Origin of the sequence: Streptomyces cyaneofuscatus (genome assembly GCF_000718135.1) — a bacterium.
Classification (GTDB): domain Bacteria; phylum Actinomycetota; class Actinomycetes; order Streptomycetales; family Streptomycetaceae; genus Streptomyces; species Streptomyces cyaneofuscatus.
In genome coordinates this window covers 16,404-40,303 of the sequence record NZ_JOEM01000023.1, presented here as the reverse complement: position 1 = coordinate 40,303, position 23,900 = coordinate 16,404, and the positions used below count along the sequence as shown (strand labels likewise).

At 72.0% G+C, this 23,900-nt stretch carries 21 protein-coding genes; 8 read left to right on the top strand and 13 right to left on the bottom strand.

The window, feature by feature from the left end:
• Window positions 1-6: 6 nt before the first annotated feature.
• On the bottom strand, window positions 7-1,308 hold the full coding sequence (locus IF17_RS0130400; RefSeq protein ID WP_030572790.1) for an ABC transporter substrate-binding protein: 1,302 nt from the start codon (window positions 1,306-1,308) through the stop codon (window positions 7-9).
• 142 nt (window positions 1,309-1,450) lie between these two features.
• Between IF17_RS0130400 and IF17_RS0130395 the strand changes: the two genes are divergently transcribed.
• Entirely contained in the window at window positions 1,451-2,797 is a 1,347-nt protein-coding gene (locus IF17_RS0130395) for an ROK family transcriptional regulator (RefSeq protein ID WP_078616090.1), read from the top strand.
• A 22-nt stretch (window positions 2,798-2,819) separates the two neighbouring features.
• Here IF17_RS0130395 and IF17_RS0130390 read toward each other — a convergent pair whose 3' ends face one another.
• Window positions 2,820-3,908, bottom strand: coding sequence for a LacI family DNA-binding transcriptional regulator (locus IF17_RS0130390; RefSeq protein WP_030572785.1), 1,089 nt, complete (start codon window positions 3,906-3,908; stop codon window positions 2,820-2,822).
• A gap of 227 nt (window positions 3,909-4,135) precedes the next feature.
• Between IF17_RS0130390 and IF17_RS0130385 the strand changes: the two genes are divergently transcribed.
• Window positions 4,136-5,521: a transglycosylase family protein gene (locus tag IF17_RS0130385; protein WP_030572783.1), complete on the top strand. Its 1,386-nt coding sequence runs from the start codon at window positions 4,136-4,138 to the stop codon at window positions 5,519-5,521.
• On the opposite strand, the gene IF17_RS0130380 is transcribed toward IF17_RS0130385, so the two are convergent.
• Window positions 5,491-6,591 carry a DMT family transporter gene (locus IF17_RS0130380; RefSeq protein WP_030572781.1) on the bottom strand — a complete coding sequence of 367 codons (1,101 nt, stop codon included), beginning with the start codon at window positions 6,589-6,591 and terminating at the stop codon, window positions 5,491-5,493. The two genes, IF17_RS0130385 and IF17_RS0130380, sit on opposite strands and share 31 nt — an antisense overlap.
• Window positions 6,592-6,834: 243 nt before the next feature.
• Here IF17_RS0130380 and IF17_RS0130375 point away from each other — a divergent pair, with 243 nt between their 5' ends.
• On the top strand, window positions 6,835-7,539 hold the full coding sequence (locus IF17_RS0130375; protein WP_030572776.1) for a (2Fe-2S)-binding protein: 705 nt from the start codon (window positions 6,835-6,837) through the stop codon (window positions 7,537-7,539).
• Between the two features lie 58 nt (window positions 7,540-7,597).
• Here IF17_RS0130375 and IF17_RS0130370 read toward each other — a convergent pair whose 3' ends face one another.
• Window positions 7,598-7,969, bottom strand: coding sequence for an STAS domain-containing protein (locus IF17_RS0130370; protein WP_373036921.1), 372 nt, complete (start codon window positions 7,967-7,969; stop codon window positions 7,598-7,600).
• Between the two features lie 212 nt (window positions 7,970-8,181).
• The gene (locus IF17_RS0130365; protein ID WP_030572771.1) at window positions 8,182-8,697 is read right to left on the bottom strand and encodes a MarR family winged helix-turn-helix transcriptional regulator; all 516 of its coding nucleotides are present in this window, start codon (window positions 8,695-8,697) and stop codon (window positions 8,182-8,184) included.
• A gap of 86 nt (window positions 8,698-8,783) precedes the next feature.
• Here IF17_RS0130365 and IF17_RS0130360 point away from each other — a divergent pair, with 86 nt between their 5' ends.
• A complete protein-coding gene (locus IF17_RS0130360; protein WP_030572768.1) occupies window positions 8,784-9,962 on the top strand; it encodes a PP2C family protein-serine/threonine phosphatase in 1,179 nt (392 codons plus the stop codon).
• 78 nt (window positions 9,963-10,040) lie between these two features.
• Here the strand turns inward: IF17_RS0130360 and IF17_RS0130355 are convergent, their stop codons facing one another.
• From IF17_RS0130355 to IF17_RS0130335, 5 genes are all read right to left on the bottom strand, one after another.
• Entirely contained in the window at window positions 10,041-10,496 is a 456-nt protein-coding gene (locus tag IF17_RS0130355) for an ATP-binding protein (RefSeq protein ID WP_030572765.1), read from the bottom strand.
• Between the two features lie 96 nt (window positions 10,497-10,592).
• On the bottom strand, window positions 10,593-11,036 hold the full coding sequence (locus IF17_RS0130350; protein ID WP_030572762.1) for a response regulator: 444 nt from the start codon (window positions 11,034-11,036) through the stop codon (window positions 10,593-10,595).
• The gene (locus tag IF17_RS0130345) at window positions 11,033-12,682 is read right to left on the bottom strand and encodes a sensor histidine kinase (RefSeq protein WP_030572759.1); all 1,650 of its coding nucleotides are present in this window, start codon (window positions 12,680-12,682) and stop codon (window positions 11,033-11,035) included. The genes IF17_RS0130350 and IF17_RS0130345 overlap by 4 nt, the downstream gene beginning before the upstream one ends.
• Window positions 12,679-13,932: a PP2C family protein-serine/threonine phosphatase gene (locus IF17_RS0130340; RefSeq protein ID WP_203611215.1), complete on the bottom strand. Its 1,254-nt coding sequence runs from the start codon at window positions 13,930-13,932 to the stop codon at window positions 12,679-12,681. Before IF17_RS0130340 ends, IF17_RS0130345 begins: the two co-directional genes overlap by 4 nt.
• A gap of 203 nt (window positions 13,933-14,135) precedes the next feature.
• Window positions 14,136-15,032 carry an RNA polymerase sigma factor SigF gene (locus tag IF17_RS0130335; RefSeq protein WP_030572755.1) on the bottom strand — a complete coding sequence of 299 codons (897 nt, stop codon included), beginning with the start codon at window positions 15,030-15,032 and terminating at the stop codon, window positions 14,136-14,138.
• 235 nt (window positions 15,033-15,267) lie between these two features.
• Between IF17_RS0130335 and IF17_RS0130330 the strand changes: the two genes are divergently transcribed.
• Both IF17_RS0130330 and IF17_RS1000000139075 read left to right on the top strand, forming a co-directional pair.
• A complete protein-coding gene (locus IF17_RS0130330) occupies window positions 15,268-16,752 on the top strand; it encodes an SDR family NAD(P)-dependent oxidoreductase (protein WP_030572753.1) in 1,485 nt (494 codons plus the stop codon).
• A gap of 395 nt (window positions 16,753-17,147) precedes the next feature.
• Entirely contained in the window at window positions 17,148-17,324 is a 177-nt protein-coding gene (locus tag IF17_RS1000000139075; protein WP_015612873.1) for a hypothetical protein, read from the top strand.
• 29 nt (window positions 17,325-17,353) lie between these two features.
• On the opposite strand, the gene IF17_RS0130320 is transcribed toward IF17_RS1000000139075, so the two are convergent.
• The 3 genes from IF17_RS0130320 to IF17_RS0130310 form a co-directional block, all read right to left on the bottom strand.
• Window positions 17,354-18,808, bottom strand: a complete 1,455-nt coding sequence (locus IF17_RS0130320) for a lipase maturation factor family protein (protein ID WP_030572751.1) — start codon at window positions 18,806-18,808, stop codon at window positions 17,354-17,356.
• Between the two features lie 75 nt (window positions 18,809-18,883).
• Complete coding sequence (locus IF17_RS0130315; RefSeq protein WP_030572749.1) at window positions 18,884-19,396, bottom strand: DUF1990 domain-containing protein; 513 nt, start codon at window positions 19,394-19,396, stop codon at window positions 18,884-18,886.
• Window positions 19,393-20,262, bottom strand: a complete 870-nt coding sequence (locus IF17_RS0130310; RefSeq protein ID WP_030572746.1) for a YndJ family protein — start codon at window positions 20,260-20,262, stop codon at window positions 19,393-19,395. The genes IF17_RS0130315 and IF17_RS0130310 overlap by 4 nt, the downstream gene beginning before the upstream one ends.
• A gap of 223 nt (window positions 20,263-20,485) precedes the next feature.
• Here IF17_RS0130310 and IF17_RS0130305 point away from each other — a divergent pair, with 223 nt between their 5' ends.
• Window positions 20,486-21,703, top strand: coding sequence for a DUF6777 domain-containing protein (locus IF17_RS0130305; protein WP_030572743.1), 1,218 nt, complete (start codon window positions 20,486-20,488; stop codon window positions 21,701-21,703).
• A 98-nt stretch (window positions 21,704-21,801) separates the two neighbouring features.
• Entirely contained in the window at window positions 21,802-23,868 is a 2,067-nt protein-coding gene (locus IF17_RS0130300; RefSeq protein ID WP_030572740.1) for a SpoIIE family protein phosphatase, read from the top strand.
• Window positions 23,869-23,900: the final 32 nt, after the last annotated feature.

Below are 23,900 nucleotides of genomic sequence, written 5' to 3'. Positions count from 1 at the left end.
AGGGCCTCACTGCTGCATCGACTGCTGGGCCTTTTCGAGGCGTGCCTTGACGGACGCCTCCGTCACCGGACGTCCGGCGGCGGCGTCCGCCCACAGCTCCTTGACCGCGGTGCCCACGGCCGTCTCGAACTGCGACTCGTTCGGGACCTGGGGGAGCGGGGCGGCGCTGGTGGAGAGGGTGTCGCGCAGGACCTTGAGGTCGGGGGCGCCGAAGGCCGCGTCGGCCTGGGCCTCCTTGACCGGCGGGATCGACCCGTAGGTCTTGTTGAGGTGCTTCTGCTCCTCGTCGCTGGTCATGAACTTCACGAACTTCTTGGCGCCGTCGATGTTCTTGGTGTTCTTGAACACCGCGATGTTGATGCCGGCGACCATGGAGTTGACCTGCTTGCCCGTGCCCGAGGGGACCGGCACCGGGGCCGCGCCCCAGTCCTCGGGCTTCATGCCCTGGGCGGCGAAGGTGGAGGCGGCCGCCTGCCACAGCACCATCGCGGTCTTGCCCTTGGCGAAGTCGGTGAGCGACTGGTTCTGGGCGTACTCCGCGTTGCCCGGAGCGATGATCTTGTCCTTGGCCATGAAGTCGATGTACTGCTTCACGGCGGCGACGGCACCGTCCGAGGTGAAGGTCGCCTTGCCGTCCTTGTCGAAGAAGTCGGCGCCGTGCTGCTGGCCCAGGACGAAGGTCTGGTGGATGTTGTTGGAGAGGTTGCCGCCCTCGGCGCCCAGCCCCCACTTGCCGCCCTTGGATATCTTCTTACCCGTCGCGACGAGGTCGTCCCAGGTGGCCGGAGGGCCGTCGACGCCCGCCTCGGCGAACATCTTCTTGTTGTAGTAGAGGGCGTACGCCAGCGAGTACAGCGGGACGGCGGCGGGCGGCTCGCCCTCCTTGCCGGCCGAGGCGACCGCCGAGTCGACGAAGCGGTCCCGGCCGCCGATCGCCTCGAAGTTCTTCTCGTCCCACGGCAGGAGCGCGCCGGTCGCCTGGAGCGAGGCCGACCAGGTGTTGCCGATGTTCAGCACGTCCGGTCCCTGACCGGACGCGGTGGCGGCGAGGATCCGGTTCAGCAGGTCGGCCCACGGCACGACCTCCAGCTTCACCTTGATCCCGGTCTCCTTCTCGAACTTCTTCAGCTCGGGAGTGAGGATCTCCTTGTCGGCCTCGATGCTCGGGCCCTGGTTGGACGCCCAGTACGTGAGGGTCTTCGGGGACTCGTTGCTCCCCGTGTCGCCCGTTCCGCCGCCGCAGCCGGTGGCGGCGACGGTGATGGCGATCGCGAGGGTGATGGCGCTTGCGGCTCTGAGGTGACGCATGTGAGGTGGCCCCTTTCCGGGGATGGCTGCGTTCGGCGGACCGAACGGCCTCCATGACTTAATTTATGCCGTGATTTAAGAGGTGAGAGAAGTTCGCGTCAAGGTCTGGGACCAGGTATGTTCCTGGACGGGAAGGAGCACCATGGCCGAGCGCAACAGACGAACCGTGCGTGACCTGCGGCGGGGCAACCGGGCGAGGGTATTGCAACGGTTGTATTTCGACGGTCCGCTGAGCCGCCAGGAGCTCGGACCGGCCACCGGGCTGAGTTCGGGCTCCATCAGCAACGTCGTCGCCGAACTGGCCGCCGAGGGCCTGCTCCAGGAGGCCGGCATCGTCGACTCCGACGGCGGTCGCCCCCGTACGCTGCTGAAGGTCGCCCCGGACGGCGGGCTGCTGGTCGGCATCGACATCGGGGAGACCCGGGTGCGCGTCGAGCTCTTCGACCTCTCCCTCACCGAACTGGCCCGCACCGAAAGGCTGCTGGCCCAGCACGGGTACGACGTCGAGCGCATCGTCGCCCATGTCCGTACGGGCGTCGCCGACGTCCTGCGCGACGCGGGAGCCGACCCGCACCGGCTGCTCGGCATCGGCGTCGGGGTCCCCGGCATCATCGAACGCGAAGGCCCGGAAGGCCCCGACGGCAGGCGCACCGCCGTCGTCCACGGCCAGACCATCGGCTGGCAGGCGGTCCCCTTCGAGCAACTGCTCCGCGAGGCCGTCGACGTACCGCCCGAGGTGCCCCTCTTCATCGACAACGGCGCCAAGACGCTCGGCCGGGCCGAGATGTGGTTCGGCGGCGGGCGGGGCGCGGGCGCCGCCGCCATCGCGCTCATCGGCTCCGGGGTGGGCGCCTGCGTCGACCACGGCGACATCCTCGCCGAGGATCGCACGAGCCTCGCCCTCGAATGGGGCCACACCACCATCCAGCTGCGCGGCCGCCGGTGCCGCTGCGGCTCCATCGGCTGCCTGGAGGCGTACGCCGGCGCGGAGGCGCTGCGCGAGCGCTGGCGCGAGGCGGGCGGCCCGCTCCCGGAGGACGCCGACGACGAGACGGCCCTCGCCGCACTCCTCGCCGCCGCCTACCCCCCGCCGGGCGGGCCCGCCCCGGACCAGGTCGCCCTCTCCCTCCTCGACGAGACCGCCGAATGCCTGGGCGCGGCCCTCGCGGACCTGGTCAACCTCTTCCTGCCCGAACGCATCCTGCTCGGCGGCTGGGCGGGTCTGCTCCTGGGCCCCCACCTGCTCCCCGACATCCGCCGGTACGCGAACGAGTACGCCCTGCGCCACGCGGCGGCCCGCACCACCATCGAGATGGGCCGGCTCGGCCCGGACGCGGTCACCGTCGGCGCCGCCACGCTCCCGCTGGCCGACTTCCTGACCCGCGGCGGCAGCCGCCCGGCCCCCGGCGCCCGGCCGGACGGCACCGGCACACCACCGCGCACGGCGACGGAGACCGTGCGCAACCGGAGCCGTACGACGACGGGTTGACGACGGGGAGCGGGCGAAGCCGCTACGCCGACCCCCGCACCACCAGCTCCGGTTCGAAGATGACCGAGGTGGCGGGGGCAGCCGGGCGGGCCATCCGGTCCAGGAGCAGGCGGGTCATCTCGGCGGCCATCTCCTCCACCGGCTGGCGGACCGTGGTCAGCGGCGGTCGGCACGCCAGCGCGGCGCTGCTGTCGTCGAAGCCGACCACCGCCACGTCCTCGGGCACCCGGCGGCCGTGCTCCCGCAGGACATGGCAGGCGCCCATCGCCATCAGGTCGTTGGCGGCGAAGACCCCGTCCAGATCCGGATGCTCCGCGAGCAGCCGCTCCATCGCCGCCTCACCGCTCTCCTGGGTGAACTGGCCCTCCGCGATGGGGGTGTACGGGTGCCCGTGCCGCGCCATGGTGTCCCGGAAGCCGGCCAGCCGGGCCTGGCCCGCCGGCACGTCCAGCGGGCCGCTGATCGTCGCGATCCGGCGGCAGTCCCTGGCCAGCAGGTGCTCGGCCGCCAGCCGGGCGCCGTCCTGGTGGGCGAGGTCGACGTAGCTGATGGGGACGGGCCGGGCGGGGCGCGCGTAGAGGACCGCCGCGAGCCCCGCCTTCGCGAGCAGGCCGGGCAACGGGTCCTCGGCGTGCGTGGAGACGATGAGCGCCCCGTCCGCGCTGCCCTGCCGCAGATACGCCACCACCTCGTCGCGGGCCCGCGAGGTCTCCGCGAACATCAGCACCGGATGCATCCCGCGCGGCCTCAGGTAGTTGACCACCCCGGTGACCACCCGGCCGAAGAACGGGTCGGCGAAGACCTGCGCGGTGAAGGAGCCGTCGTCCCCGGCCGCCCGTGAGCCGGAGCCCTCCGGGCCCGGTCCCGACTCGACGCCCGCCCCCGACACCACCAGCGCCACGGCGTCCGCCCGCCGGGTGACCAGGGAGCGGGCCGCCCGGTTCGGCGCGTAGCCCGTGACGGAGACCGCCTGCCGTACGACCTCCTGGATCGCCGGATCGACATTGCGCACACCGTTGATGACCCGGGAGACGGTGGCGCGCGAGACACCGGCAGCCCGCGCCACGTCCTCCAGGGTTGGTGCTCCGGCCGACCGCAGATCATCCGTCATGAGCGCCTTTATAGCACCTGCGGAGAGCGCTCTCCATCGCAACTGTCCAGGCTTTCCGCCCCCTTGTACAAGGAGCGGGCGGGGGCGCCCTGTTGGGCCCAGGGGCGGAATCCGGCCACAGACCCGGCCATGGCGGCCGACTATCTCGTTTCCCTTGTGATCAGTCTTCGCGCCGCCCTACGTTTGCCGCTTGCGACGTGTCCCAACGCCAGTGGGGGAGCTCAGTCATGGCCGCAAACGGTCGGCACCGCAGATACCAGCCCAGCCGGATCAACCGTGCCTCGCTCACGGTCACCGCGGGCGGTGCGGGCCTAGCACTCCCGCTCATCACCGCCACCTCGGCGGGAGCCGCCTCGGGGGAGGTCTGGGAGAAGGTCGCCGCCTGTGAGTCGAGCGGCAACTGGGCCATCAACACGGGCAACGGCTACTACGGCGGGCTGCAGTTCAGCGGTCCGACCTGGGCGGCCTTCGGCGGTACGCGGTACGCGCCGCGCGCCGACCTCGCCACCCGGGACCAGCAGATCGACATCGCCGAGCGGGTGCTCGACGGCCAGGGGCCCGGAGCCTGGCCGGCCTGCTCCGTGAAGGCAGGGCTCACCCGGGGCGGGGACGCCCCCGACACCACCCCGCAGAGCGCGGGCACCCGGCCCGTCCAGGCCGCGGCGCCGCAGAGCGCCCCGCCCCGGAAGCCGAGGACGACACCCGCCGCGGCGACACCGACGCACGTACCGGGCAAGCGCGACGCGTACACCGTCGCGAGCGGCGACTCGCTCTCCGGCATCGCCGACGCCCAGCGGGTCAGCGGCGGCTGGCAGAAGCTCTACGCGGCCAACCGCACGGTTGTCGGCGACGACCCCGACCTGATCTTCCCCGGCCAGCGGCTGAGCCTCATCCCGCGCGGCGGGGACGGGGCGAGCGCCCGCAAGCCCGCCCCGCCGCCCGAGCCGCAGAAGCGGCAGGCGGCGCCCCAGCCCAGGTCTTCGGAGCAGCAGGCGGCAGGGTCCCGGGCCGACGAGGCGAAGAAGGCCGAGCAGCGCAAAGCCGAACGGAAGCGGGCCGAAGAGAAGCGGGCCGAGCAGCAGAAGGCCGAGCAGGAGCGGGCGGAGCAGGAGCGGGCGGAGCAGAAGCGGGCCGAGCGGAAGAAGGCCGCGCAGAGGCAGGCCGCGCCCAAGCCGCAGAAGCAGGCGCCGGCGGAACGCGCCGTGAAGCGCTCCGGCATGAGCGCCCCCGTCGCCGCCTCCACCGGAACCGCCTACCGCCAGGCCGGCTCCTGGTCGAGCGGCTATCACACGGGCGTCGACTTCCCCGTCCCCACCGGGACCTCGGTGAAGGCCGTGGCCCCGGGCCGGGTCGTCTCCTCCGGCTGGGCGGGTGCGTACGGCTACGAGGTGGTCATCCGCCACGAGGACGGCAGGTACAGCCAGTACGCCCACCTCTCCGCCCTCCATGTGCGGGAGGGGCAGTCGGTCTCCGGAGGGCAGCGGATCGCCCGCTCCGGCTCCACCGGCAACAGCACCGGCCCGCACCTGCACTTCGAGGTCCGCCTGGGCCCCGGCTACGGGTCGGACATCGACCCGCTGGCCTACCTCAGGGCGGGCGGCGTCAGCGTCTGAACCGTCCGCTCCGAGCGCGGGGCGGCGGCCGGTTCACCGCGCCGGTCGTGCCCCGCCCGGCGCGGACCACCGAACTCCACCCGCGGAACCGCACCGCCGGGCCGCAGCGGCCGCGGCGGAACGTACGTCGACCCGACGGCGGGCGGCGCCTCCTCGGGCCACGCCTTCGCGCCCTGCGCACCGCTGCCTTCCTGCTCCGCGCCCTGAGCGCCGTGCGGCCTCAGGCGCCCCTGCCCGGCCTGCTCCGCGCTCAGCCGCTCCTTCGTCAGCAGGACCAGGCCGCCCGCCGCCAGCGCCCCGCAGAAGAGCGCGAGGACCGTGCCCGCGGCGCCCTGGCGGAAGTGCTCGCCGAACAGCGTGATCCCGATCGCGGCGGCCACCACGGGGTTGACCACCGTCACCGTCGCCAGCGGGGCGGCGAGCCCCGCACCCCGGTAGGCGGCCTGGGAGAGCAGCAGGCCCGCCGCCGCGAGCCCGGCGATCACCAGCAGCGTCGGGAGCCCCGAGCGCACCGAGCCGGACGTCCACTCCACGGCCACGGTCTTGGTGAAGACCGAGGCCATACCGAACGCCCCACCGGCCGCCGTGGCCAGCACCGCGCTCCGCAGCACCGGCCGGTGCAGCGTCCGGGCGAGCAGCATGAGCGCGCCCACCGTCCCGAAGGTCACCGTGGCCAGTGCCAGCTGCTCGGGCCCGCCCAGGGTGTGCGGCTCGGCGTCGCCCGTGAGGGCCAGCAGCCCCACGAGACCGGCCGTCGCCATGAGCGCACCGCGCCAGGCCCGCGCCCCGGCCCTGCGGCCGACGAAGAGGGCCGCCATCGGCAGGGCGAAGACGATGGTGAGCGCGCCGAGCGGCTGGACCAGGCTGAGGGGCCCGTAGGCGAGGGCCACCACGTGCAGGACCGCGCCAACCCCGTTGAGCAGCACCGCCATCCACCAGACCGTGTTGCGCACCAGGGCGTGCGGGGAGTTGCCGCCCCGCGCGGCCACCCGCTCCTGGACGATCGCCCCGGCCGCGTAGGCGACCGCGGAGACCAGTGACAGCAGCACAGACAGCGCGAGGGAGCTCATGTACACCACGATGTCCTGTCCGGGGCGCCACGTCGTCGTCCTTGAGACGTCACTTCCGCGTACTGCCCCAGTAGTACGGGCGGAGGACCGAGGTCCTCCCCTCGACGGTAGTCCTGCCGGGCCCGGCCGTCAGAAGTTGTGCACCGGCGGATACGGTGAGCTGCGCGGACGGCACACGGCGTCGCCGGACGCGGGCCGAGCTCCGGCGCCGACCCGGGGATCGTGGCGAGTGAGGAGCGGGGCATGGACCTGGAGCGGACGGCCTCGGTGGGCGGCTTCTTCGCGCTGCGGACCGCGCCGGTCACGGGCGGCTCCCACCGGCCGCTGGCGGAGCTGTACGCGGGCGGGACGGCGCCCCTGACGGCACGGGTCGACAAGGTCGCGGCGCGGCTGGGCGCCCCCGAACGCCGGGTCGCCGCCTCCATCGCCCATCTCGGCCTCGCCGCCCGGCTCTGGTCCATCGCACTGGGCCCGGCCGCGCTCTTCGGCCGCATCCCCGCCCTCGTACCGGACACCCTGCACTGGGACCCGCAGCGCACCTCGCCGGACGACCTGTGGCTCGCGGACCCCGAGGAGCTGCCCGGCACGGCCGACCGCATCCGCGAGCAGGTCCAGTACGGGCATCTCGTGCCGCTGGCCGAGGCCGTCCGGCGCGACGGGAACATCTCCCCGCAGCTGCTGTGGGGCAACGCCGGGTCCGCGCTCGCCGGGGCCGTGCGCGAGCTGGTCACCTGGGCGCGCGGGCAGGACCGCCCGGACGTGGCGCAGCGGGCCCGGGCGCTGGCGGCCGAGCTGTTCGACCACCCCGACCTGCGTTCCACCGGCTCCCCGCACGGTCCGGCGTTCCGGCGGCGGAGCTGCTGTCTGTACTGGCGTTGTCCGGGCGGCGGGCTCTGCGGCGACTGCGTCTTCGACCGTGCGCCGGGTCCGTCCGGGGCGGCCCGGTAGTCGCGCGGCGGGGCCGCTCCGAACGACCGCGCCCCGTCGGCCCACCGCGCCGGTGGTGTCAGGAGGGCAGGGCCGCGTCTATGGCCTCGTCGACGTCCTGCAGCACGGGGATCGCACTGTCGAGCCCGATCATCCCGATCAGCCGCCGCACGAACGGGGAGGGCGCGGCGAGCCGCAGCCGGCCGCCGAGCGCGGTCTGCCCCTGGAGGAGCACGTTGACCGTGGTGGAGTCCGCGAAGCCCACACCCGAGAGGTCGACGACGACGGGTCCGGAACCCTCTTCGGCCGCCGTTTCGAGTGCCCGGCCGAGCGGCGGGACGCTGTCGATATCGAGGTCACCCGACACGGTGAGGACCAGAGCACCCCGTTCCTGACGGGAGATGATTCTGACGGCTCTGTCTTCGCTGGGCGGTGGTTGCACGGAAGGCACCTCGGGCGGTTCGGGCGGACGAAGGACGCCGGTGTGCCGGACGGGTCGGCCTGTTCCGTCCCTGCTCACGGCGGGGTACGAGGGTAACGATAGAAGGAACAGTTGCCATTTGACAACATTCTCCATTGGGTAACAATCTGATCCGCAACGGTTGAAGGACCAGCCGTCGGCGGTGACGCACCGAGAGAAACGGAAGCAGGAGCTGGATGAGGCTAGGCGCTGTCGGCGACATCATCGCGGAGCAGGGGGCCCGTCGCACCCGTTTCCGGCGAGAGCCTGTCCGAGGCCGCCGCGTGGAAGGCCGCCAGGCCCTCCGCGAGCGCGGCCACGGCGGCCGGTTCCATACGTTCCAGCACGGCGCTCACCTCGCGGGCGCGCAGGGCCCGGTACTCTTCGAGAAGGGTCCGGCCGCGCAGGCTCAGCCGCAGCACCACCTCGCGCCGGCTCGTCGGGCTCGGTGTCCGCTGTACGAGCCCCATCGCCTCCATCCGGTCGCAGAGACGGCTGACCGACGGCGCGCGCGAGCCCAACGCCTCGCCCAACGAGCGCAGATTGGTGCCCTCCTGCTTCTCGATCACGAGCAGGGCCCGGAGCTGGGAGGGCGATACGGTGCCCGAAGCGGCCGCTTCCTGGCCGCGGCCCCAGAGCACTTCCAGCAACTCCGAGGCCGCGGAGGCGTCGGCGGACACCTCTGCGCGGGTGCGCGGGCGGCGTGCGGAGTGGGGCATTCATCCACTCTGTCATCCGTCGGCCCCGCTTGTCAGCCCGGACCCAGCCCCTACCACGTCGCAGGACGAAGAATGTACGAGAGACCGTGAACAGAAGACCGGACATCGAGACGGCCGTCAGGGCCGCCGCTCCGCACGCGCTGCTGTCGACGCTGCGCACCCTGCTGGCCGAGGCCTACGGGGCTCTGGCGGTGGAGCTGCATCTGGCCGACTACGGTCTGAGGGTCCTCAAGCGCCTGGACGGGACCGACGGCGAGGAGGAACCGCTCTCCCTGCACAACAGCCCGGAGGGGAGGGCCTTCGGCAGCCAGAAGCCCCGCGAACAGCAGGTCAGGCACGGCGACGCGGTCGACCACTTCCTCCCGGTGACGGTACGCGGCGAACGCCTCGGCATCCTCACCGTGCGGCTGCCCGCCGAGCGGTCGGTGCCGGAGCTGGTGGGGGAGCTGACCCATGTGGCCGATCTGCTGGGCCACGAGATCCTGGTCGCCGAACGGGACACCGACGTCTACCAGCGCGCCCGGCGCACCACCCGGCTCACTCTCGCCGCCGAGATGCAGTGGCAGCTGCTGCCGGCCCGGGCCTGCACCGCCGCCGAGTTCGCCATCGGCGCCCAGCTGGAGCCGGCGTACTCCATCCACGGCGACAACTTCGACTGGGCGGCGGACGCCGACGAGCTGACCCTCGCGGTGACCAACGGCATGGGCGAGGGCATACAGGCCTCGCTGCTCACCAACCTCGCGGTGAACGCCCTGCGCAACGCCCGCCGGGCCGGCATCGGCATCGCCGACCAGGCGGCCCTCGCCGACCAGGCGCTCTACGACCAGCACCGCGGGGCCTCCCACGTCTCCACCCTGCTGCTCCGCTTCGAGCTGGCGACCGGCCGGGTCGGCGTCGTGGACGCCGGATCGCCGCAGCTGTGGATCCAGCGCGGCCGCACGGTCCGGCGCATGGAGCTGGAGGCCCAGCTCCCGCTCGGCATGTTCGAGGAGTCGCACTACACGGTCCAGGAGTTCCACGTGGAGCCCGGCGACCGGCTGCTGCTGCTCAGCGACGGCGTCTACGAGACGGTGTCCCCGGCGGGGGAGAGGTACGGCGAGAAGGCGCTGGCCCGGGCCATCCAGTCGACGCGGTTGCTGCCGGCGGCCACCGTCCCGCGCGCGATCCTCGGCGAACTGGCCGAATACCGCGTCACGGAGACACTCGACGACGCGCTGGTGGTCTGCGTGGACTGGTTCGGCCGCCAGGACGAGGACGGCAGCTGAGACCGGGACACGGCGGCCGGGAAACACGAAGCCCCCGGGGACGCGCCACGCGTCCCCGGGGGCTTCGCCGCGTCCGGGTCAGGTGGAGAGCTGGAACTCCGCGCGGATCCGCTTGCCGACCGGCACCCGCTCCGCCGTGAGCCGGTCGCACAGGGCCACGACGATCTCCATGCCGTGCCCGCCCAGCCGGGAGGGGTCGGGGCCGTACAGCACGGGCATCGCCGTACTGCTGTCGTACACCGTGACGCTCATGACCTCGGCGTTCCCCTCCAGCTCCAGGAGGTACGGGCCGTGGCTGTAGCGGTCGGCGTTGGTGACCAGCTCGCTCACGGCCAGCATCAGATCGCTGCGGGTGTGTTCGCCGATCGGCGCCAGGCACTCCACCGCGAGCCGGGTGAGGAAACGGTCCGCCAGGGCGCGCGCGAGCGCGATGCATCCCGGTTCGCCGTCGAAGACCTCGGCGCTCAGCAGTACCTCCGTGGACCGCAGACCCTGGCCGGGGTCTTCCGGTGGTGAGGTGACCTCTGTGTTCATGTGCTCCAGCCAGGCGCCGCAGTGAGGTCGGAGACCCTGTTCCGCCATTCGTCTACCCGCGTCGAAGGATCCCACTCCAGGCGATCCGGACCGATCCTACGCACGTCCGGGCAGCCGCACCACGGTCACGAAGAATTCATCGATCTGGCGTACCGCCGCGATGAACTGATCCAGATCCACCGGCTTGGTCACGTACGCGTTGGCGTGCAGCTTGTAGCTGCGCAGGATGTCCTCCTCGGCCGAGGAGGTGGTGAGGACGACCACGGGGATGAGCGACAGCTCGGGGTCACCCTTGATCTGTTCCAGGACCTGCCGCCCGTCGTACTTGGGCAGGTTCAGGTCGAGGAGCACCAGGTCGGGGCGGGGGGCGTCGGGGTACTCGCCGCGCCGGTAGAGGAAGTCCAGCGCCTCCTGGCCGTCGCGCACGACGTGCAGGGTGTTGCGGATCTTGTTGTCCTCGAACGCCTCACGGGTCATGAGCTCGTCGCCGGGATCGTCCTCGACCAGGAGGACCTCGATGGGCTGTACGGGGCTGTTCAAGAAGGGTCTCCCGGCTGGCTGACGGTCAGGGCGGGGGCGAGGAGCTCCGCCGTGGTGTGCTCCGGCGCCTCGGGCGCCGCGGGCAGAGTGAAGTGTATGCGGGTGCCTTCGCCCGGTTCGGCGTCCAGCCAGATCCGGCCACCGTGGAACTCGATGATCTTCCGGCAGAGCGCGAGACCGATGCCCGTTCCCTCGTACTCGTCGCGCGCGTGCAGCCGCTGGAAGATCACGAACACCTTGTCCGCGAACTCGGGCGCGATCCCGATCCCGTTGTCCGAGACGCTCAGGTGCCAGTCGTCGTCCTCGCGTACGCAGTCGACGGTGATCCGGCACTCCACGTCCTCCCGGCGGAACTTGACCGCGTTGCCGATGAGGTTCTGCCAGACCATCGTGAGCGCCGTGCCGTCACCGAGCAGCTCGGGCAGCTCCCGCGGCCGCTCGATCACGGCCCCGGACTCCTCGACGGCCAGCGTCAGGTTGCCCAGCGCACGGTCCAGGGCCCGGTCCAGATCGACCGGCTGCCGGCCCTCGTGGACCCGGCCCACCCGCGAGAAGGTCAGCAGATCGTTGATGAGCACCTGCATCCGCTTGGCACCGTCCACCGCGAAGGCGATGTACTGCTTGCCCCGGTCGTCCAGCTCCTCGCCGTACCGCTTCTCCAGCAGCTGGCAGAAGGAGGCGACCTTGCGCAGCGGCTCCTGGAGGTCGTGCGAGGCGACGTACGCGAACTGCTCCAGCTCGGAGTTGGAACGGCGCAGCTCCTCCGTCTGCTCCGCGAGCAGGGTCTCGCGGCCCTGCGCCCCGTCCAGCTCGTCGACCAGCCGCCGCCGCATGTCCTCCACCGCGCTCGCCACGGCCTGGACGTCGGAGGGCCCCTTGATCTCGATGCGCTGGGCGAAGGCGCCCTCCCGTACCCGCTCCGAGGCGGCGCGCAGCCGGTTCAGCGGAACGCCCACCACCCGGTGGAGCAGCACGCTGAGCGCCACCACGGTCAGGACGAAGACGGCCACCAGGGCGAACAGCACCTGGTCGCGGGTGGTGCGGGCGTCGTTCAGCTCGGCCCGTACGGTGTCGCGGGCCTCGGAGAGGTGGGTCTGCTGGGCGCCGTAGGCCCGCCGCAGCGCGTCGAAGTCCGTCTTGCTGCTCTGGAGCTGCGCCGAGGCGCCGTCCACGCTCGGCCCCTGTTCGCGGACCATCTTCAGCAGCGGCTCGGCCTTGTTCTCGCGCCACTGCCGTGCGGCGGTCTCGATCGCGTCGAGATCCTCGGCGAACTGGTTCTGCCCGCCGACCAGCTGCCGGGCCTGGGTCAGCCGGTCCCGCTCGGCGGCCTTGCCCGCCTCGTACGGTTCGAGGAACGAGTCGTCGCCCGTCAGGGCGAAACCGCGGACCCCGGTCTCCTGGTCCAGCAGGGCGTTCTGCAACTGGAAGGAGACCGACCGCGCGGGCTGTATTCGGTCGACCAGATCGGTGGTGTGGTCCGACATCCGGGCCAGCACCAGCCCGCCGACCACCAGGCAGCCGCAGACGACCACGATGAAGCCGCCGAGGATCAGGTGCACCCAGTTCTGCACCGAGAGCCGGGCGGCCAGGCCGGAGCGCGCCGGGTCCTTCTCCGTGTCGTGTCGTGTGGACTGTTCCGTGCTCATGAAAGTTCCGATCCCCAGCCCAGATGCAGGACGGCCACATCATCCGCAAGTCCGCCGTAGGGGGCGGCTCCCTCGGCGGCTCCGGCCACCAGCGCGTCGACGAATCTCCGGCCCGGCAACGGCCCGTAGGCCCGGGCCATCTCCAGCAGCCCTTCCTCACCGAGGCGGCTGTCCGGACCGTTGCGCCCTTCGAAGAGTCCGTCGGTGAAGAGTACGAGACCGTCACCGGGGACCAGCGGCAGGTCGACCGTGGGCCACCGGCCCATCCCGGGGAGCAGCCCGAGCGCCATGCCGCCCTCCGGCTCCACCCAGCGGACCTCCTCGCCCCGGCGCAGCAGCAGCCCCGGGTGTCCCGCCCTGACGATCTGCACGCTCCGCCCGTCGGGCGCGAAGGTCAGGGAGGTCATCGTGGCGAAGACGTGCGAGTCCGAGCGCTCGGCGACCAGGATCTCCTCCAGCAGCTCGATCTGCTCCAGGTGGGAGGTCCCGCACAGCACGGCGGTACGCCACGCCACCCGGAGGCAGACCCCCAGCGCGGCCTCCGCCGCACCGTGCCCCGAGACATCACCGATCACCGCGTGGACCGCGCCGTCGGCGGTCTGCACGACGTCGTAGAAGTCACCGCTCAGCAGCCCGTGGACGCGCCCCGGCTCGTACCGGGCGCGCGCCTGGAACCGGTCGTCCCGCAGCAGCGGGACGGGCAGCAGCCCGCGCTCCAGCCGGGCGTTCTCCTGGGCGATCAGCTGATTGGACCTCAGCGCCGCCGCGGCCCGTTCCACTTCCTTGCGCTGGAGGGCGTAGCGGATCGCCCGCGACAGGATCTCGGGGTCCAGCCGCCCCTTGACCAGGTAGTCCTGGGCGCCTCCGGCGACCGCGCGCAGCCCCGTGCCCGACTCGTCGAGACCGGTGAGGACGACGATCGCGGCCTCGCTGTCGGACTCCAGGATCTGGCGTACGGCGTCCAGACCGTGGACGTCCGGGAGGTGCAGGTCGAGAAGGACGCAGACGGGGGTGGCACAGGTGCGCAGGAAGGCGCGGGCCTCGGCGAGCGTCTTGCGCCAGGTGAGGGCGGAGTCCAGCTCGCTGTCGGTGAGCATCTCCTCGACCAGCAGCGCGTCGCCTGCGTCGTCCTCCACCAGGAGGATGGTGGCGTCGACGTTCCACGGGAGGGCACTGAGGGAGGAGTCGCCGGTGATCTCCTGCTGGGAGGGGATGCCGGCGGTGCCCACAGGTTTCAGAGACATGCCCATGGGTGACTCGGCCAACCCCTCCACCCCCACACGAACGGCCAGCCCATCCGGCCGATCGTCGGGAAGCATATGTGATCGGCGGCCCCGGCAGATGCCACGGGCCGTCGGTCGGACAGGAAGCGGTCGGGCACCCAGGAGGGTGCCCGACCGGTCGAACGGCGGGTGCCGGGGGAGACCCCGATCAGGTCAGGAAGTGAGCGGACTCACGCCTCGACGCTCATTCCCTTGCGCAGTTGCTTGACGATCCGGGTCAGCAGCCGCGACACGTGCATCTGGGAGACGCCCAGCTCCGCGCCGATCTGCGCCTGGGTCATCTCGGCCCCGAACCGCATCTGCACGATCCGGCGCTCCCGGTCGTCCAGCTGCTCCAGCAGCGGCGCCAGGGTGTGCAGGTTCTCGACGGTCTCCATGCCCGGGTCCGCCTCGCCGAGCACATCGGCGTACGCGCGCTGCTCCTGCCCGGAGTCGCTGTCCGCCGAGGGGGTGTCGAGGGAGCCGGCGGAGTAGCCGTTGGCGGCCACGAGCCCCTCGATGATCTCCTCCTCGGGCAGGTCGAGGTGGGCGGCGAGTTCCTTGACCGTGGGGTCGCGGTCCAGCTCCGCGGAGAGCTGCTCCTTCGCCTTGGCGAGGTCGACCCGCAACTCCTGGAGGCGGCGCGGCACGTGCACGGACCAGGTGGTGTCCCGGAAGAACCGCTTGATCTCGCCCACGATGTAGGGGACGGCGAAGGTGGCGAACTCGACCTCTCGGGAGAGGTCGAAGCGGTCGATCGCCTTGATCAGTCCGATCGTGCCGACCTGGATGATGTCCTCGGTGTCGTCGCCGCCCCGGTTGCGGAAGCGGGACGCCGCGAAGCGCACCAGGGAGAGGTTCATCTCGATCAGGGTGTTACGGGCGTACTGGTACTCGTGGGTGCCCTCCTCCAGAACCTGGAGGCGGTCGAAGAACACCTTGGACAGGGCTCGCGCGTCCTTGGGAGCGACCTTTCCGGCGTCCTCGACCCAGGGCAGTTCCTCGGCGCCGACGTCGGTCCGCGCGCCGGCCAGGTCGTCGCTCAGAGGCGCCGTCGCTCCGCTGGCTCGCACAGACATCGCCGTCATGGTGTCACCCTCCCTGTCACCCAATGTGTCGGACGGTCGCCTTCCCGGTCGTTCCGAAGTCATGCGTGCCTTTTCGAGAAAGTTTTCCGGCCCCTGTTTTCGGGTCCCTGTCCGGGCCGTCGCCCGCCCAGCCCGCCCGAACGGAGCAGCCTCGCGCGCATGGCAAACTTGAGCGGGGTGTTTCGGCCTGCGGTGATCCCTGACCCGCGGCGATGAAGATGACAGAGGAACGGCAATGACGGTGACAGAGGACAGCCCGGAGCTCGCTCCCGGAATCGACGAGTTCGGTCCCGGCATCGACCCGGAGCGGCTGGCCGTCTGCCTGAGCGTGCTCGACGAGCTCGACCGCATCGAGGTCGACCACCCGGACGCCATCGCCGTCCGCCGGGCCACCGCCGGGATCTACCGCACCGTGAAGCAGCGCCGCCGCCAGGAGCGCCGGGCCGCCAAGACCGCCCACGACCGGGCCGTCACCGAGGCGACCGCGACCGGCTCGGCCGAGCGCATCGACGACGAGACGCAGGGCGTCCTGCCGTCCTCCTCCGCCCAGGCCGAGATCGCGGGCATACTCCAGCGCCCCCGCTCCTGCTACATCTGCAAGACCCGGTACGTCGAGGTGGACGCGTTCTACCACCAGCTGTGCCAGCCCTGCGCCAAGGAGAACCGCGCCCGCCGCGACGCCCGCACCGACCTCACCGGGCGCCGGGCGCTCCTCACCGGGGGCCGGGCGAAGATCGGCATGTACATCGCGCTGCGGCTGCTGCGCGACGGGGCGCACACCACCATCACCACCCGCTTCCCCAACGACGCCATCCGCCGCTTCAAGGCGATGGAGGACAGCGACGAGTGGATCCACCGGCTGAAGATCGTCGGCATCGACCTCCGCGACCCGGCCCAGGTCGTCGCGCTGGCCGACTCCGTCGCCGCCGAGGGCCCGCTCGACATCCTCATCAACAACGCGGCCCAGACGGTACGCCGCTCCCCGGGGGCGTACAGCGAGCTCGTCAACGCCGAGTCCGCTCCGCTGCCCGCGGGCGCGCTGCCCGCCGCCGAGGTCATCGGCACCTTCGGCAGCGGCACGGTCGACCGGGTGGCCGCCCTGCCCGCCGCCCGCAAGGAGAGCCTCAGCGCCCAGGAGGTCACCGACCTCGCCCTGGTCACCGGCTCCGCCTCCCCGGCCCGGATCGCCGCGGGCACCGCGATCGACGCGGGCGGGCTCGTCCCCGACCTGCACGACACCAACAGCTGGGTCCAGACGGTCGAGGACGTCGAACCGATCGAGCTCCTCGAAGTCCAGCTCTGCAACTCCACCGCGCCGTTCATCCTGATCAGCCGGCTCCGCCCGGCGATGGCCGCCACCGCCGCCCAGCACGCGTACGTCGTCAACGTCTCCGCCATGGAGGGCGTCTTCAGCCGGGGCTACAAGGGCGCGGGCCACCCGCACACCAACATGGCCAAGGCCGCGCTCAACATGCTCACGCGCACCAGCGCCCAGGAGATGTTCGAGAAGGACAACATCCTGATGACGGCCGTGGACACCGGCTGGATCACGGACGAGCGGCCGCACCCGGACAAGATGCGGCTGGCCGAGGAGGGCTTCCACGCCCCGCTGGACCTCGTCGACGGCGCGGCCAGGGTCTACGACCCGATCGTGCGCGGTGAGGGCGGCGAGGCGCTCTACGGCTGCTTCCTCAAGGACTACGCCCCCGCGAACTGGTAGCCCCCGCGAACGGGTGGACCCGTGTGTCGGCGTCACCCGACCGGCTCAACCGGAGCCGCACCTTCCGTGCGGCGGCCTCAGACCCGGCCCAGGATGGATCCTGGGCCGGGTTTTCGCTGTGCGAAGTGGCCGAAAGTGACCCACTGCACACGTTCTATCGAGCGCGGAGCCGCTCATTTGGTTACTGTGAGGCGAACGGACGCCATCGAGGAGCCCACGAAGGTTCCCCGACCGTCCCGGGACAGGTCTGCAACCCGACCGCCGTCCCGCCCCGACACGGCGCCACCGCGACCGACATATCTCAAGCCCCTGCCCCACTCCGGGGCGGTCGATCTCCGGCGCCGCAGCCGGAGCCCAGGCCCCGCCCCGGGTGACGCGACACAGAGGAGTGCGCGGTGACGACACCAGAACTGACGATGCGCGAGAAGCGACCCGCCGAACGGTACGGGGAGCGGACCGCACGGCCCGAGAAGCTCCGGAACATCGAGGTGTGGGCCCGGTCCGCACCGATCCGGCTGGCCGGTTACGAGGACGACCTCGCCGAGCCGCACATCCTGCCCGGCATCGACTGACCGCTCGCAGGCCTCTTGAGCAGGCCCCTTCAGCGCGTCCCACGGCCCGTGTCCCGGCCCTCCCGCTCCGGCGGGAGCGGCCGGGACACGGGCCGCATGAATTCCCGCACGTAGGTGCGGTCCCACCAGCACCCCGTGGCCCGCAGCTCGCTCGGCTCGGTGAACCGGTAGTGGAACACCCGGGCACGCACGTGCGCGGGAGGGGCGTCCGGGAACGGGTTGTGCGCCAGCAGCCGGAGCGTGTCCCGATCCCCGAGAAGCAGCCGCTCGGTGAACGGGCCGAACCAGGAGCGCGCGTAAGCGGGGGAGAGCGCCGCGAACCACATCATCCAGTCGAGCCGCAGGTGGTACGGGGCGAAGAGGCGCGGCAGCCGCCGCACATCGCCCGGTTTGCCGCGGAAACCGTACTCCCGCCACTCGGCGACCTCGTCCGCGACCGGATCCGCCGTGCCCTCCACCACCACTTCCAGCCGCATTCTGCTGATGGAGCCGAACGCCCCGTAGGTGTTGACGAGGTGCAGGGGGTCGAACGACCGGTTCATCACCTGCCGGCGCGAGAGCAGATTGCGCGCGGGGCGGTAGCTGAGGACCAGGACCAGGCCCGTCACCGCGATGACGACCACCTCGTACCAGAGCGGTGGCGCGGTGAGGGCGGGCGGCCGGCCGGCGAACGGGGTCCAGTCGATCACGGAGAGCGCCAGCGCGATGGTCAGCCAGTTCAGCCAGGCGAAGTTGCCCGAGAGGACGAGCCAGAGCTGGGTGAGCACCATCAGGGCGGCGGCCGCGCTCGCCACCGGCTGCGGGGTGAACAGCAGGAAGGGGACCAGCAGCTGGGTGACGTGGTTGGCGGCCACCTCGACCCGGTGCACGGGCCGCGGCAGATGGTGGAAGAACCAGCTGAGCGGCCCCGGCATCGGCTGGGTCTCATGGTGGAAGTCGAGGCAGGTCAGCTTCCGCCAGCACGCGTCGCCGCGCATCTTGATGAGCCCGGCGCCGAACTCCAGCCGGAACAGCAGCCACCGCAGCAGCCAGAGCGCCAGCACGGGCGGCGCGGTGTCCCCCGTACCGAGAAAGACGGCGAGAAACCCCGTCTCCAGGAGCAGCGACTCCCAGCCGAACCCGTACCAGACCTGCCCGACCTGCACGATCGACAGGTACAGGACCCAGGGCAGCGCCCACAGCAGCATCCCGCCCCCGAGCGGAAGGAACCCGTCCAGCCCGGCGATCAGGGCCACCGACACCGCGCAGCCGCCCCAGGCGACAGCGGCGAAGAAGCGGTCGGAGTAGTGCAGCCGGAACAGCCCCGGCGCCGCCTTCCAGGGGGTGCGCCGGAGCAGCTCCGGTACGGGCAGGATGCCGCGCTCGCCGATCAGCGCGCGGAACTGGAGGGCAGCGGAGAGGAAGGCGACCAGGTAGATCACGGCCAGCGTCCGCTGGAAGACCATCCTGCTCAGCCAGTAGCCGTCGGCGGAGAACCACTCCATCCCCGCCAGTATCGGCCAGAGCCCGTTCCGCGGCCCCCGCTGTCACCCTCGGCCTCCGTCACCCCTCGACCCCTGTCACCCTTCGGCGACGAGCCGGCGCAGCGTTCGGCCCAGCCGGCGCGCGTACCAGAGCTGCACGGGCGGTACGAGCGGTCCCGCGAGCCGGGCGTACCAGGCGGCGGGGCGGGAGAACGCCATGACCGTGAACCAGACGGTGCCGTCGTCCGCCAGGTCGACGACGAAGCACTCCTCGCCGTTCTCCGGGTGTCCGGCCAGGGTGCCGTAGCCGAATCCGGTACGGCCCTCCTCCCCGTATGCCGTCCAGATCACCTCGCAGGGGGCGGAGAGGCGCAGCGGGCCCACCCCGAGCGCCACCGTGACGGTGCCACCGGGCTCCGCCCGCCGGGCCGAGGCATCGACCCGGGCTCCCGAGGCCCGGTGCATGCGCCACTCGGTCACCGCCGCTCCCGCCACCGCGAAGTCGTCCGCGCCCCGGCCGACCCGGGTGCTGTGGTGCAGGTGGTTGTAGCCCTTGGGGAGCGGGCCGAGCCGGGTGGCGCCGACCTCGGGGTAGGTGAGCGTGCTCATGCTGTCCTGCTTTCGGGGTGGGACGGGTGGGACGGGTGGGGTGAGTCGGACGGGTGCGTCGTACGGATGCGCTGCCAGGCGAGGAGCGAGCAGAGGGCGAAGCCCAGCGCGTTGCCCAGACCATGGGTGGCGGCCATCCAGGTCAGGGTGGGGTGAGGCAGCCCGGTCGCCTCGCCGACCGCCCAGCTCAGGGCGAGCAGCATGGTGGCGACCAGGACGGCGGCGGAGGTGAGGAGCAGCAGCCGGGTCGTCCTGTCCCGGCCCTCCTCGTGCCCCAGGCGCCAGGTGAGCAGGCCGACGGTCCACATGCCGGCCGTCAGGACCACGGCCCCGGCCAGTTCGGCCCAGTCACCGATGAAGTAGCCGACGAGGACGAGCAGGGTGCCCAGCGGCACGCTGAGCGCGGCGAACCGGCCCGCGGGGCCCTCGGTGACACGGCAGACGAGCCCGGCCACCAGGGCCGCGGCGAAACCGGCGAAGTGGAAGTGCGGCACGGTCAGGGCGAGGATGCCCAGCTCGAAGCCGAACAGCTCGCGGCCCCACCGCTCCGCGACCAGGGCGAGCGCGGCGACGGCCGGGGTGACGAGAGCGGTGAGGAGGGCGATCCCGGCGGGGGAGAGGTCCCGGCCGCGGACCGCCCGGCGCGCGCCGAGTAGGGCGAGAAGGACGGTGCCCAGTGCGTAGCACGAGGCCAGCGCGGTGGCGGTAGGACCACGCGGCAGCCATAGGGCCACCGCGCCGGGTGCCGCGAAGAGGGGCCAGAGCCTGCGGATCCCGTCCAGCTCCCGCAGCCCGGCCAGCCGTAGCCCTGCCGGGACGACCAAGAGCATGCCCAGCATCACGATCGCGTTGACCAGCACGGTCACGGCCCCACCCCCGTCTTTGAACGTGTTCAACTCCCGGAATGAGAGTAGAGGTTTTCTTGAACGCGTTCAAGGCGGCTGTTCCGCGGTCCGGTGTCCGCGCCTGCTCTCCCCGCCGGTGTCCGGGCCTGCTCTCCGCGCCCGGTCTCCGCTTGCGGGCTGCCGACCGGTGCGGCACAGATGGTGACGGATCCATCCGTTCGCCATGGACAGGCAGGAGAGCTCTGTGCGCTCACCCAGACGTTTCCGGTGTGCCGCGCTCGCCGCGCTGACCGCCGGGGCCCTGTTCGCCGTAGCCGGCTGCGACAGTGCCGCCGACCGCACGACGAAGGGCACCACGGGCACCGCGGAGGCCGAGGACGTCCTCCTCCAGCCGCTCGCCGAGCCGGGCCCCGGGCCCTTCACGAAGTCGACCGCTCGGCAGACGCCTTCACCGTCGGCCACCCCTTCGCCGCGAGAGGGCGGCGGGTCCGCCACCCGGACGGTCCATCGTGTCTCGGGTGCTGTCCCCGGGCTCTACGGAGGCGTCCGCTCCGAGGCGTCCTGCGACGTCGAGCAGCAGGCCCGCCTGCTCACCGCCGACCAGGACAAGGCGCGGGCCTTCGCGGAGAAGGCGGGCATCGAGGCCGTCCAGATCCCGGGCTATCTGCGCTCGCTCACCCCGGTGACCCTGCGCGCCGACACCCAGGTCACCAACCACGGCTACAGCGCCGGCTCCGTCACCGCCTTCCAGGCCGTGCTCCAGGCGGGCACCGCCGTCCTGGTCGACAGCAAGGGCCTGCCGAGGGTCCGCTGCGCCTGCGGCAACCCGCTGGAGCGGCCGGTGATCGCGAAGGGGCAGGTCACCCACCGGGGCGAGCGCTGGGCCGGATACGACCCCGCGCGGATCCTGGCGGTCGACCCCGGCGTGAAGCCGCTCAGCAGCCTGATCATCGTGGACACCGCCGACAACACCTGGATCGAGCGGGCCGTCGGTGACGGCGTCGGGCGCGACCGGACCCCGGACGACCCGCCACCCTTCGAGCCGAGCGTGGACCTGCTCTTCCCGTCCCCGGCCCGCCCCTCCGATCCCGCCCCGACGGAATCCGCCCCGTCGGCCCCGTCCCCCGCCGAACCGGAGGGGACGGAGTGCCCGGACTCCCCGGGCGACCCCGCCGAGCTGCCCCCCGGCTGCCCGCCGCCCATGGAGCCCGACCCCGGCACCGAGGCGCCGGACGACTTCGACGGCATGCCGAGCGACGAGCCCTGGGAGATGGAGGAGGGTGAGCCCGGCGTGGTGCCGGAGCCGACCCAGGTCTCTCCCGGCGAACTCGACGAAGACGAACTCGACGAACTCGACGAACTCGAAGGGCTGGATGAGTCCGGCGAACTCGACGAGGGTGACCAACTCGACGAGTTCGGCGAGCCGGCGGACTCCGGCCTCCCCGAGCCGTTCGCCGGCTGACCGGCCGGGACCAGGTCTTCCCCAGCCCGTACGGCGACCACTCCGGCCGCCGTACGGATCACTCGAAGAATCGGACAAATGGTGGCAGAGTGGCCCACATGGATGATCGGGTAGCGGGTGCCCTGTCACTCCCGGACGACTGGCCCGCCCACCCGGACCTCAGCCTCGCCCTGAACCGTATGGGCAGCTTCGACTGGGATCTGGGCACCGGCCTCATGCACATGGACCAGGCCGCCCTCGACGTGTTCGACCTGACCCCCGAGGAGTACGACGGCCGCCCGGCCTCCCTCGCCCACCGCGTACCGACCGACGAGGCGCAGCGCCTGGACGGGATGGTCTCACAGGCCCTCAAGAGCGGCCTCACCAACTACGGCGCCTACTTCCGCATCCAGCGCCGCGACGGCACCCTGCGCTGGACCCACACCCAGGGCTTCGTCCGCCGGGACGGGACCGGCCGGCCCCACCGCATCATCGGGATCGTCCGCGACGCGACCCAGGAGCTGGCCGACTCCTCCGCCCGGCAGGACATGGACCTGGAGCGGCGCCGGCGCACCAGCCTGGTGGAAGGCACCACGGCGGCCCTGGCCCACGCCCGTACGGTCAAGGACGTCATCGCGGTCCTCAAGAACTCCCAGGGCCTCGCCCACCTGGGCGCCACCAGCCTCGTCATGGGCCTGCTGGAGTCCGGCCGCATCCACCTCGTGGCCGACGGACCCGAAGGCGCCTATGTTCCCGGCACCCGGTTCACCCGGGTGGACGAGCAGTACCCGATGAGTGAGGTCGTCCGCACCCTCACCCCGCGCTTCATCGAGTCCGCGGAGGACTTCGCCACCTCCTATCCGGTCCTCTGGCCCAACATCAGCCACCTGGGGATCACCGCGGCCGCCTATATGCCGTTGATCGCGCAGGCCCGCCCGATCGGCGCACTCGGCCTCCTCTACCGCGACAAGGGGGGCTTCACCCCCGACGAGCGCAACCTCCTCATGGCGCTCGGCACCTCGATCGCCCAGAGCCTCCAGCGGGCCATGCTCTACGAGCAGGAGCACGACCTCGCCGAAGGGCTCCAGCAGGCGATGCTGCCGCGCCGGATCCCCGCCGTCCCCGGGGCGCAGGTCGCCGTCCGCTACCGCTCGGCCCGGCTCGGCCGGGACATCGGCGGCGACTGGTACGACCTGATCCCGCTGCCCGGCGGGCGGGTCGGCGCCGTCATCGGGGACGTCCAGGGGCACGACACCCACGCCGCCGCCGTCATGGGACAGCTGCGGATCGTGCTACGGGCCTACGCGGCCGAGGGCCACAGCCCCGCCACCGTCATGGCGCGTGCCTCCGTCTTCCTGCACGAGCTGGACACCGACCGCTTCGCCACCTGCACCTACGCCGAGGTCGACCTGACCACCGGGGTCGTCCAGGTGGTCCGCGCGGGCCATGTCGACCCGCTGGTACGCGACGTCGACGGCAGTTGCCGCCGGATGCCGGCCGAGGGCGGGCTGCCGCTGGGGCTCTCCGCCGAGTTCGGGCGGCTGGAGTACCCGGTCGGTACGGCGGAACTGGACCCGGGACAGACGATGATCCTGTTCACCGACGGCCTGGTCGAGCTGCCCGGATCCGACCTCGACGAGGGCATGCAACTGCTGACCACGCTGGTCTCCAACGGCCCCCAGAACCTCCAGAAGCTCGCCGACGAACTGTGCGACGCCGTCGACGTGCGCGGCGGCCAGGACGACGTGGCGCTCCTGTTGCTCCGCCGGCGGGCCGCCCAGGCGCCCCAGCCCGGCGGCCGACTCCGGCAGCACGTCGCCCAGAACGACCCCGAGGCGCTCAGCTCGGCCCGGCACATGATCCGGGCGGCGGTACGCGCCTGGGGGGCGAAGGAGCGGGCCGACGAGATCGAACTGGCCGCCGACGAGCTGACCACCAACGCCCTGATGCACACCGACGGCGGGGCCGTCGTCACGATCCGGGTGATGGCCGGCTCCGAGCGGCGGCTGCGGGTCGACGTGGAGGACCGCTCCAGCGCCCTGCCCCGCCGCCGGGACGCGGGAGCGGAGGGTGTCTCCGGCCGCGGTCTGATGCTCGTCGACCGGCTGGCCGACGTCTGGGGCGTGGAGTCCCGGGGCAGCGGCAAGTGCGTCTGGTGCGAGTTCCTGATCCCCGAGCGGTCGTGATGAGCGGACGACCTGTGCTGTAACAGTACGTA

Coding starts and splice junctions, on each gene's coding strand:
- IF17_RS0130400 (WP_030572790.1), bottom strand. CDS start 1,308: ATGCGTCACCTCAGAGCCGCAAGCGCCATCACCCTCGCGATCGCCATC.
- IF17_RS0130395 (WP_078616090.1), top strand. CDS start 1,451: ATGGCCGAGCGCAACAGACGAACCGTGCGTGACCTGCGGCGGGGCAAC.
- IF17_RS0130390 (WP_030572785.1), bottom strand. CDS start 3,908: ATGACGGATGATCTGCGGTCGGCCGGAGCACCAACCCTGGAGGACGTG.
- IF17_RS0130385 (WP_030572783.1), top strand. CDS start 4,136: ATGGCCGCAAACGGTCGGCACCGCAGATACCAGCCCAGCCGGATCAAC.
- IF17_RS0130380 (WP_030572781.1), bottom strand. CDS start 6,591: ATGAGCTCCCTCGCGCTGTCTGTGCTGCTGTCACTGGTCTCCGCGGTC.
- IF17_RS0130375 (WP_030572776.1), top strand. CDS start 6,835: ATGGACCTGGAGCGGACGGCCTCGGTGGGCGGCTTCTTCGCGCTGCGG.
- IF17_RS0130365 (WP_030572771.1), bottom strand. CDS start 8,697: ATGCCCCACTCCGCACGCCGCCCGCGCACCCGCGCAGAGGTGTCCGCC.
- IF17_RS0130355 (WP_030572765.1), bottom strand. CDS start 10,496: ATGAACACAGAGGTCACCTCACCACCGGAAGACCCCGGCCAGGGTCTG.
- IF17_RS0130345 (WP_030572759.1), bottom strand. CDS start 12,682: ATGAGCACGGAACAGTCCACACGACACGACACGGAGAAGGACCCGGCG.
- IF17_RS0130340 (WP_203611215.1), bottom strand. CDS start 13,932: ATGGGCATGTCTCTGAAACCTGTGGGCACCGCCGGCATCCCCTCCCAG.
- IF17_RS0130335 (WP_030572755.1), bottom strand. CDS start 15,032: ATGACGGCGATGTCTGTGCGAGCCAGCGGAGCGACGGCGCCTCTGAGC.
- IF17_RS0130330 (WP_030572753.1), top strand. CDS start 15,268: ATGACGGTGACAGAGGACAGCCCGGAGCTCGCTCCCGGAATCGACGAG.
- IF17_RS0130320 (WP_030572751.1), bottom strand. CDS start 18,808: ATGGAGTGGTTCTCCGCCGACGGCTACTGGCTGAGCAGGATGGTCTTC.
- IF17_RS0130315 (WP_030572749.1), bottom strand. CDS start 19,396: ATGAGCACGCTCACCTACCCCGAGGTCGGCGCCACCCGGCTCGGCCCG.
- IF17_RS0130300 (WP_030572740.1), top strand. CDS start 21,802: ATGGATGATCGGGTAGCGGGTGCCCTGTCACTCCCGGACGACTGGCCC.